Source organism: Streptomyces sp. NPDC088354 (assembly GCF_044753585.1).
Classification (GTDB): domain Bacteria; phylum Actinomycetota; class Actinomycetes; order Streptomycetales; family Streptomycetaceae; genus Actinacidiphila.
Window position 1 is genome coordinate 73023 of sequence record NZ_JBIVNJ010000002.1, and the last position, 11228, is coordinate 84250.

At 72.7% G+C, this 11228-nt stretch carries 12 protein-coding genes and 1 pseudogene; 6 read left to right on the top strand and 7 right to left on the bottom strand.

All coding sequences use genetic code 11. The annotated features are described in order from the left end of the window. Nucleotides 1-6 precede the first annotated feature (6 nt). Complete coding sequence (locus ACIP98_RS03655) at nt 7-1650, top strand: aromatic amino acid ammonia-lyase (protein WP_401973531.1); 1644 nt, start codon at nt 7-9, stop codon at nt 1648-1650. 15 nt (nt 1651-1665) lie between these two features. Here the strand turns inward: ACIP98_RS03655 and ACIP98_RS03660 are convergent, their stop codons facing one another. Both ACIP98_RS03660 and ACIP98_RS03665 read right to left on the bottom strand, forming a co-directional pair. Beyond that, entirely contained in the window at nt 1666-2337 is a 672-nt protein-coding gene (locus tag ACIP98_RS03660; protein WP_401973533.1) for an FMN-dependent NADH-azoreductase, read from the bottom strand. A gap of 85 nt (nt 2338-2422) precedes the next feature. Further along, nucleotides 2423-3163 carry a DsbA family protein gene (locus ACIP98_RS03665; RefSeq protein ID WP_401973535.1) on the bottom strand — a complete coding sequence of 247 codons (741 nt, stop codon included), beginning with the start codon at nt 3161-3163 and terminating at the stop codon, nt 2423-2425. Between the two features lie 111 nt (nt 3164-3274). On the opposite strand from ACIP98_RS03665, the gene ACIP98_RS03670 reads away from it, so the two are divergent. Both ACIP98_RS03670 and ACIP98_RS03675 read left to right on the top strand, forming a co-directional pair. Beyond that, nucleotides 3275-3733 carry a helix-turn-helix domain-containing protein gene (locus ACIP98_RS03670; protein WP_319662438.1) on the top strand — a complete coding sequence of 153 codons (459 nt, stop codon included), beginning with the start codon at nt 3275-3277 and terminating at the stop codon, nt 3731-3733. Nucleotides 3734-3959: 226 nt separating this feature from the next. Beyond that, nucleotides 3960-4709, top strand: a complete 750-nt coding sequence (locus ACIP98_RS03675) for a hypothetical protein (RefSeq protein WP_401973536.1) — start codon at nt 3960-3962, stop codon at nt 4707-4709. Between the two features lie 231 nt (nt 4710-4940). Here ACIP98_RS03675 and ACIP98_RS03680 read toward each other — a convergent pair whose 3' ends face one another. From ACIP98_RS03680 to ACIP98_RS03690, 3 genes and pseudogenes are all read right to left on the bottom strand, one after another. Next, nucleotides 4941-5822 carry a hypothetical protein gene (locus ACIP98_RS03680; RefSeq protein ID WP_401973992.1) on the bottom strand — a complete coding sequence of 294 codons (882 nt, stop codon included), beginning with the start codon at nt 5820-5822 and terminating at the stop codon, nt 4941-4943. Nucleotides 5823-5905: 83 nt separating this feature from the next. Continuing rightward, nucleotides 5906-5983 (bottom strand): annotated as a pseudogene (locus ACIP98_RS03685) (hypothetical protein); the annotation flags it as partial. A 146-nt stretch (nt 5984-6129) separates the two neighbouring features. Next, nucleotides 6130-6600, bottom strand: a complete 471-nt coding sequence (locus ACIP98_RS03690; protein ID WP_319662440.1) for a MarR family transcriptional regulator — start codon at nt 6598-6600, stop codon at nt 6130-6132. A 106-nt stretch (nt 6601-6706) separates the two neighbouring features. Here ACIP98_RS03690 and ACIP98_RS03695 point away from each other — a divergent pair, with 106 nt between their 5' ends. From ACIP98_RS03695 to ACIP98_RS03705, 3 genes are read left to right on the top strand one after another with little or no spacing between them, the layout of a single operon-like run. Continuing rightward, nucleotides 6707-7756, top strand: a complete 1050-nt coding sequence (locus tag ACIP98_RS03695; RefSeq protein WP_319662441.1) for an LLM class flavin-dependent oxidoreductase — start codon at nt 6707-6709, stop codon at nt 7754-7756. Next, nucleotides 7749-8780, top strand: coding sequence for an LLM class flavin-dependent oxidoreductase (locus ACIP98_RS03700; RefSeq protein ID WP_319662442.1), 1032 nt, complete (start codon nt 7749-7751; stop codon nt 8778-8780). Before ACIP98_RS03695 ends, ACIP98_RS03700 begins: the two co-directional genes overlap by 8 nt. 32 nt (nt 8781-8812) lie before the next feature. Continuing rightward, nucleotides 8813-9526 carry an NADPH-dependent F420 reductase gene (locus ACIP98_RS03705; RefSeq protein ID WP_401973538.1) on the top strand — a complete coding sequence of 238 codons (714 nt, stop codon included), beginning with the start codon at nt 8813-8815 and terminating at the stop codon, nt 9524-9526. Nucleotides 9527-9536: 10 nt separating this feature from the next. On the opposite strand, the gene ACIP98_RS03710 is transcribed toward ACIP98_RS03705, so the two are convergent. Both ACIP98_RS03710 and ACIP98_RS03715 read right to left on the bottom strand, forming a co-directional pair. Next, the gene (locus ACIP98_RS03710; RefSeq protein WP_319662444.1) at nt 9537-9947 is read right to left on the bottom strand and encodes a DUF732 domain-containing protein; all 411 of its coding nucleotides are present in this window, start codon (nt 9945-9947) and stop codon (nt 9537-9539) included. A gap of 131 nt (nt 9948-10078) precedes the next feature. Continuing rightward, on the bottom strand, nt 10079-11185 hold the full coding sequence (locus ACIP98_RS03715; protein WP_401973540.1) for a DNA alkylation repair protein: 1107 nt from the start codon (nt 11183-11185) through the stop codon (nt 10079-10081). Nucleotides 11186-11228 lie beyond the last annotated feature (43 nt).

An 11228-nucleotide genomic window follows, 5' to 3' on the forward strand; every position in this document is an offset into this window, starting at 1 on the left:
CCGCACATGGACACGACCCTGAACGGCTCGACGCGGGTGCCACCGGATCCCGAGGGCGCCGGCGTCGAGCTGGACGGGCGTGGCCTCACCGTTCCGGACGTGGTGCGGCTGGCCGACGCGGCCGCCGCGCCGGCCGTGCCGCCCGAGGCTCTCGACCGGGCCCGGCACTCCTGGCAGGCTGCCGCCCGGCTCGCCGGCGCGGGACGCCTGTACGGCCGCGGGACGGGCGTGGGCGCGCACCGCTCGGTGCCGGTCGCCGCGCAGGACGAGGCCGAGCACGCTCTGCGCCTCCTGCGCAGCCACGCCGGCGGCGCCGGGACGCTGCTGCCGGCCCGCCAGGTCAGGGCGATGCTCGCGGTGCGCGCCAACCAGCTCCTCGCGGGCGGATCCGGTATCCAGCCCGCCTTCATCACCGCCCTCACCGACGCCCTGCGCCTCGGGGTCCATCCGGCGGTCAGCGAGTACGGCGGTCTCGGCACCGGCGACCTCACCGCCCTCGCCCAGACGGGCCTCACCCTGATCGGCGAACGCCCCTGGCTGACCGACCGCCCGGAGCGGTCCGGGCCACCGGTCGGTCACGACGGTGGTCCCCCGCCGACGGAGGCCGGCTTCCTGCCGCCCGGGTTCCCCGTGCAGCGGCGCGGCGCAGTGCCGGGGACGGAGCCGGGACCGACGGCGGACGCCGCTCCCGCCGGTCCGTCGTCCCCGCTGCCCGCACCCGTGGTGCCGCAACCCGGCGACGCGCTCGCGCTGCTCAGCAGCAACGCGCTCACCCTGGGCCTGGCTGCCCTCGCCTGCCACCACCTCGAGGTGCTGCTGCGGGCCACGCACGCGGTCGCCGCCCTGTCGCTCGCGGGTGTCTCCGGCTCACTGGAGGCGTACGCCCCCGAGGTGCACGCCCTGCGCCCCTATCCGGGAGTCGCCCATGCCGCCGCGGAGGTGCGCAGGCTGCTCGGCGTGCCCGGCCGGCCGTACGGAGCGGGCCGCAGGATCCAGGACCCGTTCGGTTTCCGTTCCTTCCCGCAGGCACACGGCCCCGCCCTGGACGCCGCGGATGCCCTGCGCCGGATCGTGGAAGTCGAGATCAACTGCCCGTCGGAGAACCCTCTGATCTCCGCCGACGGCACGGCGGCCCATCATCACGGGGCCTTCTACGCCGCCCCGCTCGGTCTCGCCCTGGACGGGCTGAACCTCGCCGTCCTGCAGACGGCCCAGCTGTCCGCCGCCCGGCTGACCGCCCTCGGCCGCAGCGACCTGACCGGTCTGCCCGGGTTCCTGGCCACGGGCCCGGCGAGCAGTTCGGGCGCGATGATCCTGGAGTACACCGCCAACTCGGCCCTGGCGGAACTGCGCTCCTGCGCCACGCCCGCGTCGGCCGGCCACGCGGTGCTCTCCCACGGCCTGGAGGAGGCAGCCAGCTTCGCCTCCCAGGCGGCCCGCCAGTCGCTGCGCGCCGTCGACGCGTACACCACCGTGCTGGCCTGCGAACTCGTGACCGCGGTGCGGGCGTTGCGGCTGCACCCGTCACCGCCGCCCGTGCCGGTGTTCACCGTCCCCGCCGCTGTCCTTCCGGCCGGCACCGAGGACCGTCCGCTGACGGCGGACGTGGCGGCCGCCGCGGAGCTGCTGCCGGTGCTGGCGGATCTCTGAGGGCGGCCCCGACGGTCATCGGGCACCGGTGAGGCCGGACCGCCCGGCGGCCACGACGGCGGTGATCTCCGCCGCCTGGCGGCGGGCCTGCGCGTGCGCCTCCTCCAGGGAGGCACGGTGCTGCGGGAGCAGGTGCCGAAGCGACTCCACGGTGGGGGCATAGGTGAGTTCGGGCGTGATCGGGCGGACGTCCAGGGACATCAGGTTCGGGTCGCCGAGCATCGTCCGCAACGCGGGGACCAGGAAGTCCTTGCCGTGCTGGGGTGCGCCGGGGCCGTAGCCGCCTCCCCGGGCGGAGACGACGACGGCAGGGCGCCCGGCGCTCGGGGCGCGGCCGGCCGTGCCGATGGTCCTGCCCACGATCATGATCTGGTCCAGCCAGGCCTTGAAGACCGACGGCATGGAGTAGTTGTAGAGCGGCACGGCGAAGAGGTACGCCTGCGCTCCGAGGAATTCCTCGACCAGCTCGTCCTGGAGCAGTGCGGCGGCCTTCTGCTCAGGGCTGTGCTCGTGGGCGGGGGTGGTACGGGCCGTGATGCCGGCCGCGTCCAGGTGGCCGACGGGATCGAGCGCGAGGTCGCGGCGGACGATGTCGCCGCCCCAGGCGGCGGTGCAGGAGTCGGCGACCCGGCGGGACACGGAGGCGTCGCCGGAGGCGGAGGCGTCGATGCGCAGCAGGTAGGACATGGTGGTGGCTCTTTCGTGCGGGTGGGTGTCCGGTGGGTGACCCGCTCGCCGGACGCCGGCGAGCGGGCACGGGTGGTTCGTGGCGTCAGGGCGCGGGATGCGGGGGCACGGCGCAGCCGTCCGGGCCGCAGGCCGCGTCGGTCGCGTCGTTCTCATCGGTCGTGCCGAGGATCTGCAGCGGCCGCGGCACAAGGTGGGCTGCCTCCCACGCCTGGGCCATCGCCGACAGCAGCGCCTCGGTGCCGACGGCGCCGGGGACGGCGTAGCGTCCGTCGATGACCATGAAGGGCGTCCCGTGGGCTCCCAGGCGCTCGGCTTCGCGCTGGTCGGCGGCGACCCGGCCCCGGTAGCGCCGTTGGTTCAGCGCCTGCGCCGCCTCCTCGCGGTCCAGGCCGGCCCCGGCGGCGAAGTCGAGCACCTGCTCCTTGGTCCACAGCTCGCGCCGTGCCCCGAAGTGGGCACGGAACATCGCGGTCCACACCTCGCCGCCGCGGCCCTTGTCGGTGGCGAGGGCGAGGAGCTCGTGGGCGTAGTCGGTCGGACCCAGCGTCCGGTCCATCGCGTGGTAGGGATCCAGCCCCTCCGCGTGGGCCGCGCCCTCGATCGACGCGAACATCCGCTCTCCGTCCTGCGCGGGGATGTCGTGCATCCGGAGCAGCTGCCGCTGGGCGACGCCCTGCCGGGGCAGGTCGGGGTGGACCTGGAACGAGCGGTGGACGACCTGGACCTCGTCGGCGTGCTCGAAACGCCCCAGCGCCAGTCGCAGCCGGTTGTCCATCAGGCCGCAGTACGGGCAGATGATGTCCGACCAGAACTCGATCTTCATGGTGGGCTCCTCCCGAAACTCACTATCTGTTCGTAGCCCCACTGTGGATTAGGATGACAAGCGATACAAAAGGCACATCCATGTGCGTGGAACACGAGGGAGGCGGCTGACGTGAGCGCCGGCGGCGAGCTCCGGCAGGGGCGCACGAATGTACGGGCGAACGTGCGGCGCGTACCGGGTCCCTGCGCGCGTTGGGACGACAAGGACGCCGATTTCATCCGCGAGGTGCTCGACCTGGTCGGCGACAAGTGGAGTGTGCTGATCATCGGGACCCTCTCCGACGGATCCGTGCGCTACTCCGACCTCGCGCACGCCATCCCCGGCATCTCCCAGCGGATGCTCACCCTCACGCTCAAGCAGCTCCAGCGCAGCGGACTCGTCGACCGCACGGCGTACGCCGAAGTCCCGCCCCGCGTCGAGTACTCCCTGACCGGGCTCGGCACGTCACTGCTGTCCACCGTGCTGGAACTGGCGGCCTGGTCGGCCGACAGGCACGCGGAGATCCGCCACCACCAGGGCGACTACGACGCGCGGAACGCGCAGCCACCGGACGTCGACGCGGCCGGCTGACGCCTCACCAGGCCGGTCGATCGAGGTTTGAGATGCCCGTCGGCCGTCATGGACGCCCCCTTGAGGCACATGCGTTGACTCACAACGCAATATCACACAACCCTCACGCTTCCCCGCCAATCTGACCGGGCATATCTACAGATATTCGTCAGCGTCGGCACCTTCGGCTGGTTCCGTCGCCCGGGCTCACCGGCACCGGGCGGCAGTCACTGGGAGGGGTGGGCATGTGGGCATCGTTCGCGTGATCTTGGCCGTCTCGGTACTCCTCCTCGCGGGCACGGCGTGGCGGCTGCACCGCTATCCCGGGGGCTGGAGCTACGCGTTCTCCGGCAGGCACGACACGGACCGGCACGGCCTGGACCGCGAGCGGCGGGCCGTTCGGGAGTTGCGGGGCAGGGCCCGGCGGGAACTGGCCGTCGCGGAGGGCCGGGTGGCACAGGCCGAGCAGTCCTACCGGAGCCGGATCAGCGCCGCCGAACGTCGGCTGAGGGGACTGCGCACGTCGGGCAACGGCGCCTTGCTCTCGGCGCTGGGCCACCTGTCCCTGCACGAGCACGTGGTGGTGATATCCGGGCCGGGGGCGAAGGTGCTGCCGCTGGGCGGTGTGCAGGTGCAGTTCGAGCACAGCCCGATGGGCCACCACATCTACCTCAGGCGTCCGGACGGCGTGCACTGGGAGTCCTACGCGACCGGCGAGCACAGCGAGGACAGCGTGCGCCGCTTCAGCGTGCGCATCGAGAACCAGGTCGCCAAGGAGAACCGGTTCCTCGCGGAACGCGCCGCCTCGGTCAAGAAGGCCGAGGACGCACTCAAGGAGGCCCGGGCCGACACCCGGCCCGCCGACCGGGCCCGGCGTCATCTCAGCGCGGTGACCGCCCGCCAGAGCCGCGACAGGGCTTTGGACGAAGCGCTCACCAGGCTCGAGACTGCCCAGGACCGGTGGCAGCGACTCACCGGCCGGCGACCTCCACGCTAGGCCCCGTCGTCACATGGGCGCCGGCCGCCCGGAGGCGGCCCCGCGGTTCCTCCAGTGCCCCCAGGTGCGGGGGATCGCCAGGCGGAGAGTCGTCCTCGGAGTGGACCGCTCGGCCGGTTCGGCAACTCCCCCGGGCCGAAGGCCGGAGAGCGCCGTGCCGGTGGCCGCGGGGTGGGGGCACCTCCCAGCAGTAGCCGGGTGGGAATGCGACGACAGGCTTGGATGTGTTGATCACGAGCGTTGTCGACACCGGGGCGGGCGGATACCCGCCCCGCCGCGACGGATCCGCGCAGGCCGCCGGGCAGCCGTCATCCTCGCCCGGGTCCTGCTGCCGGCATGCCATGCGACGCCGGCTCCTGAGCGGTCCTGCGGACGTGGAGCACACTGCCGTCCAGGGGCAGCCGGCTGCCGCCTGCGGTGCTCGTCGAGGTGGGCGGCGAGCACGTCGCGGTGGTCGCCGGGCACGTACAGCTCCACGCGCCGGTACTCGGCCTTGGACTCGGCGGGCGCGGTGAAGGAGAACACCGTGCCGTTCTCGTGCGGGTTGGGCCGCCGTCGGGGACGGCGCCGTACTGTCCGAAGGCGGCGCACAGGCCGCGCAGCACCAACGGGTCCGGTGCCTCGGCCTCGGAGGCGACCTGCGCCTCGTGCTGCCGCTCCCGCTCGTGCGCGGCTGACCGTGCCGAGGTCGGAGCCCGGCGGCACGGTCAGCGCGAACACCTCGACCACGCGCCGCGCCCCGTCCCGGCACGCGACCGCGGGGCCCAGGACGGCGACGTCGAGCTCCGCCGACGACCGGTGGTGCCGCACGGCCAGACGTTCGCGCACCACGACGCTCGGCCGCGGCGGCTCGTCCGCGACGAGCCCGCAGTCGGCGAGCGTGGCCTCCAGCGCCGCCTCACCGGGCGGGAAGACCAGCAACGCCGCGTGCGAGAAGTCGCAGCGCTCCACCAGGGCCCGCAACTCGGGGCCGTCGAGCCCGGGAAGCAGGAGCGGGAGCAGCGTGGCGGTGTCCTGTTCCTTGACGAAGTCGACCGTCGCGCGCAGGCGGCTGTGGATCTGCCCGCGCCGGCGCAGCCCCTCGGCGAGACCGTGCTGCCGCAGGATCCGCACGGTGGTGACGGCCAGGAACCGGCGCGTGCGCGCGCCTGCACGTGCGTGCGCTCGGCCCGCTCCAGAACGACGCAGTCGATCCCCCGGTCCACGAGGATGTTGCCGAGCACGAGCCCGGCCGGCCCGGCCCCGAGGACGACCACATCGGCCGTGAGGTCCACCGGCCGCCGCCGGCTCTTACCGTCTTCACGGAGACAGATACCAAGTAACCGAAAATCTGCAGGTGCGCCGAAATCACCTGAATGCGCGGCCCAACGGCAAAATGATCACCGCTGCGGCCACCGCACCCGGGCACGCCCCGCCCGGCTCAGGAGGCGCCGGGGTCCAGCCGGGCACGCAGGGCCGCGGCGATCTCACCCGCGACGGTCAACTGCTCCACCGTGAGGGCGTCGACGAACAGTTCCCGTACGGCCCTGAGGTGCGGCAGCGTGGCCCGCCGGAATCCCTGGGCGCCCTCGTCGGTGAGCAGCACCTCCGCACCCCGGTTGTCGGTGACGCACTCCACGCGCCGGACCAGCCCGCGGCGTTCCATCCGTCCGAGGTGGTGCGACAGCCGGCTGCGTTCCCAGCCGACGGCCGCCGCGAGCTCCGAGGAGCGCAGGCGGTGCCCCTCCGCCTCCTGCAGCGCCAGGAGCACCGAGTAGTCCCCGGGGGACAGTCCGGAATCGCCCTGGAGACGTGATGCCAGCTCCGAGCGGAGCCGCTCGGTCGTCTCCACGAAGTCGCGCCAGATCCGCAGTTCCTCAGTGGTGGGCAAACGCCCGTGCCGCCGTTCCATGACCGACCCCTCTGTTTGACATGTCAATCATATCGATGCATGCTTGACACGTCAATCACTTGGCCGCCGAGCGCGCGATCGTTGCGGGGGCGGGGAGGAGAGGACCATGACGGCCCCTGCGTTCGAACTGGGTCTGAACTCGTTCGGGGAGGTAGCCACGGACGGCGGTCGCGTGCTCAGCGACGCCGAGACCGTCCGGCTGCTCGTCGAGGAGGCCACCCTGGCCGAGGCGGCGGGACTCGACGTCTTCAGCGTCGGCGAGCACTACCGCCCAGGACATGTCGACACCGCCACCCCCGTGCTGCTGTCCGCGATGGCCACCGCCACCGAGCGCATCAGGCTCGGCACCTCGGTGACCGTGCTCAGCACCAACGACCCGGTGCGGCTCTACCACGCGTTCTCCACCCTGGACGCCGTCTCGGACGGCAGGGCCCAACTGGTCCTCGGGCGGGCCTCGGTCACCGAGTCCTTCGCCCTGTTCGGCCACGACGTCGCCGACTACGACAGGCTCTTCGACGAGAACCTGGACCTGTTCATGCGCCTGCAGCGGGAGGAGAGCGTGACCTGGTCCGGCACCGTCCGGTCACCGCTGGCCGACCAGCGCCTGCTGCCCCGGATGCGCGGCGGCGGCATCCCCACCTGGATCGGCGTGGGCGGCAGCCCCAACTCCACGATCCGCGCCGCCCGGTACGGCCTGCCGCTGATGCTGGCCATCATCGGGGGCCGCCCGCAGCGCTTCGCCGGCCACGTGGACCTCTACCAGCGGGCACTGACGCAGTTCGGGCACCCCGCCCTGCCCATCGGCCAGCACTCGCTGGGCCTGGTCGCGGACACCGACGAGGAGGCGGCCGACACCTGGTGGCGGTACTGGGAGCCGGTCGTGACCGCACTGGCGGAGGAACGCGGGTTCTACAAGCCCACGCGGGAGCGCTACGAGGCGGAGATCCGCGACGGCGCGCTGTACGTCGGCTCACCCGGGACCGTGGCCCGAAAGATCGCCCGGACGGCCCGTGACCTCCACCTGAGCCGCTTCGACCTGAAGTACGACATCCTCCACCTGCCCCGCCGGGCCCGCGCCCGCACGATCGAGCTCCTGGGCCGCGAAGTGGCCCCCCTGGTACGCGAACTGCTCACGAAGGAATCCGCTGATGTCTGACATCGTGTTCGGCCTCGACACGTTCGGCGACGTACCGGTGGACGACACCGGTGCCCCCGTCTCCCACGCCGCCTCCATCCGGCAGGTCCTCGACGAGGCGGTCGCGGCGGACCAGCTCGGCGTCGACGCCATCGCGCTCGGCGAGCACCACCGCCCCGAGTACTCGGTGTCGACCCCGGAGACGGTGCTCGCCGGCATCGCCACGCGCACCGAGCGGATCAAGCTCGCCTCCGGCGTGACCGTCCTCAGCTCCGACGACCCCGTCCGGGTCTTCCAGCGCTTCGCGACGGTGGACGCGCTCTCCGGCGGCCGGGCCGAGGTGATCCTCGGCCGCGGGTCCTTCACCGAGTCCTTCCCGCTGTTCGGATACGACCTCAGCGACTACGACGTGCTGTTCGAGGAGAAGATCGAGCTCTTCGCGAAGCTCCTGGACGAGAAGCCGGTGACCTGGAGCGGAACGACGCGGGCACCGCTGAAGGACGCGGACGTCTTCCCCAAGACCGAGTCGGGCCGGCTGAGCACCTGGGTCGGCGTCGGCGGCTCGCCCCAGTCGGTCGTCCGCACCGCGCGCTACGGCTTCCCGCTGATGCTCGCCATCATCGGCGGCTCCCCCACACGCTTCGCGCCCTACATCGACCTGTACCGGCGCGCGGCGGAGCAGTTCGGCACGACCGCCCACCCGGTGGGGATGCATTCCCCCGGCTTCGTCGCGGACACCGACGAGGAGGCACGGGAGGGGTTCTGGCCCGGCTACAAGGTGATGCGCGACCGCATCGGCAAGCTGCGCGGCTGGCCCCCGGTCCGCCGCGAGGAGTTCGACGCCGAGGTCGAGCACGGGTCCATGTATGTCGGGTCGCCCGAGACCGTGGCCCGTAAGATCGCCGGGGCCGTCGGCGACCTCGGGGTCGGCCGGTTCGACCTCATCTACACCGTGGGCCCGCAGCCTGCCGGAGCCCGCATGCGTGCGGTGGAGCTCTACGGCACGAAGGTGATCCCCATGGTCCGCGACATCCTCGCGGGCTGAGGCCCGCACGCACCGCAGAGAACGGAGACGTCATGAACACCGAGGGCGTGCGCACGATCGGCATCCTGGGCGCGGGGAAGGTCGGGACCGTGCTGGGCCGGCTGGCCCTGGCCGCCGGTCACCGGGTGCTGATCGCGGGCTCGGGCGACCCGTCGGCCATCGCGCTGACGGTGGAGGTCCTCACCCCGGGCGCCGTCGCGGTCACCGCCGCCGAGGCCGCGGCCCGCTCCGATGTCACGATCCTCGCGCTGCCGCTGGGCAAGTACCGCAGCATTCCGGTCGAGGCGCTGCGGGGCAAGCTCGTGATCGACGCGATGAACTACTGGTGGGAGGTCGACGGCATACGCGACGACCTGACGGACCCCCGCACCTCGTCGAGCGAGACCGTCCAGGCGTTCCTGCCCGGGTCGCGCGTGGTGAAGGCCTTCAACCACATGGGGTACCACGACCTGGAGGACGGGGCCCGCGCCACCGGTGCACCCGGGCGCAAGGCCATCGCCATCGCGGGCGACAGCCCCGGCGACCTGGCCGAGGTCGCCGGCCTCGTCGACGCGCTCGGCTTCGACCCCGTCGTCGCCGGCCCGCTCGCCCGGGGCGTCCGCCTCGAACCGGGCACCGAGCCGTTCGGCGCCAACGTCGACAGCGACGAACTCACGGCCATGCTCGTCCGCTTCCCGGAGACCGAGCGCGGCCGCGCCGTCGCCCGGGCCAGGACCGCCGCTTCCACCGCGGACCCGGTCGGGTAGCGCCCGCCGGTCAGTGCAGGTCGGGGCAGATGAACTTCTGCGCCGCGCGGACGATCCGCCGTGCCTCCGTCGTGGCCACCTCGTGGCCCGAGTTGCTGAAACGATCGGCGGTCCGGGCGATCACGGTGTCGTGGGCGACGTCCGCCGCGAGGAGGACGCAGATGTCCCGGCCCGCCCAGACGGCCGGGTCCATACCTCCCGCGTCCAGCGCGGGATCGATGTCGCCGATGGCCCGGAGGTAGGCATCGCGATGCGCGGGGCCGAGGTACGACGGGACGTCACCGTCGGCCACCGCCTCCGCGAGGACGTCCTCGGACACCGTGGTCCCGGACGTTGTCGGCTCGGTACGCGTGGTGCTCGCGGCGCACGCGCAGACGGTGATCAACAGGGTGACCGCGGCGGCCTGGCGGAGGATTCTCATCGCCCTACACTCACCGATCGCCGCCCTCGATGTCGGCCCACCCGGCCACGTCGCCGGGCCGCTCAACCGAATGGAGGACACGGGCCGGCGGCGTGATCACGCCGTGCGGAGCGCTCCCCTCTGCCCTTTCCTCACGCGGGGACCACCAGATCGAACCCGGCCTTCCCCTGGGCCACACCGTTGATCTGCAGTTCCAGCACATGACTTCCGGGGTGGAGGACACGGGTGCTGATCCGTTTGAAGGAGTGCCGACGGCTGATGGACAGCCGCTCCCCCGCCTCCAGGGTCCTGGTCGTCAGCTTGAACACCTTGGGCGCGGTACGCCCGTTGGCCTTCTGGTAGTGGATGACGTAGTCGATCGCCAACCTGGCCGGGGCCCCGCCCGTGTTCTCCAGGTGGAAGGTGAAGGTCAGCTCCTCACCGACCGTCACCCGCCCCGCGGCCAGTTCGGGGCCGGTGAGGGCGACATCGGTGGCGGGTTCGAATCCCAGCAGGGCCAGGGCGCCCGGGTGGCCCTTCTTGACCGCGGTGCGCAGGGCGTGCCGGATCAAGCGGGGGGTGTGCTCGTCGGGGGCGGCCGCCCAGCGCGTGACCACGTCGACGGCGAGGTCGGGGTCGGCGTGGCTGATGTCGTTGACGTGGTTGGCGACCGAGCGCCGGACGTATGCGGAGGGGTCGCGGTAGAGGGCGTCCAGGATGCGCAGGGTCGCCTGGGGCCGGCCGAGGATCTCCGGGACGCGGATCGCCCAGGGCAGCCTGGGACGGGTCCCTTCCGTGGCAAGACGCCGGACGTGCTCGTCCGGGTGGCGCACCCATGGCTCCACGACCGCGAGAGCGCGGTCGAGGTCCGCGACGAGCACCCGCCGGATCGCGAATTCGGCCGTCAACCGGGGAGTGAGGTCGGCGAGCAGTGCCAGGGCGGACTCGAAGGCGTCTGGCTCCACTGCCTCCAGGGCGCGGGAGACAACGGCTTCCGTGACGGGCCAGATCATCCATCCGGTGAATTCCGGGTCCCGGAGCGCGGCGCGGACGACCGCCTCCACGGGAGGGTAACCACCGGGCAGATCCACCAGCAGGGCGTCGCGCAGCAGGTCGCTGCGTTCGCGCAGCGCCAGTCCGTCGAGTCGCGCCGCGGCGGCGCGCACCGCGTCCGCGCCCCGCGGCCCGTTGGCCCTTTCCAGGCAGGCGCCGAGTCCCGCCGCGGCGGCATGGCCCAGCAGTTCTTCCGCGAGGGGCACCGAGGCGGTCCTTTCGGTTTCTCCCGCCCGGATGCGCGGGCGG

Coding starts and splice junctions, on each gene's coding strand:
- ACIP98_RS03700 (WP_319662442.1), top strand. CDS start 7,749: ATGTCTGACATCGTGTTCGGCCTCGACACGTTCGGCGACGTACCGGTG.
- ACIP98_RS03705 (WP_401973538.1), top strand. CDS start 8,813: ATGAACACCGAGGGCGTGCGCACGATCGGCATCCTGGGCGCGGGGAAG.
- ACIP98_RS03655 (WP_401973531.1), top strand. CDS start 7: ATGGACACGACCCTGAACGGCTCGACGCGGGTGCCACCGGATCCCGAG.
- ACIP98_RS03695 (WP_319662441.1), top strand. CDS start 6,707: ATGACGGCCCCTGCGTTCGAACTGGGTCTGAACTCGTTCGGGGAGGTA.
- ACIP98_RS03660 (WP_401973533.1), bottom strand. CDS start 2,337: ATGTCCTACCTGCTGCGCATCGACGCCTCCGCCTCCGGCGACGCCTCC.
- ACIP98_RS03665 (WP_401973535.1), bottom strand. CDS start 3,163: ATGAAGATCGAGTTCTGGTCGGACATCATCTGCCCGTACTGCGGCCTG.
- ACIP98_RS03690 (WP_319662440.1), bottom strand. CDS start 6,600: ATGGAACGGCGGCACGGGCGTTTGCCCACCACTGAGGAACTGCGGATC.
- ACIP98_RS03710 (WP_319662444.1), bottom strand. CDS start 9,947: ATGAGAATCCTCCGCCAGGCCGCCGCGGTCACCCTGTTGATCACCGTC.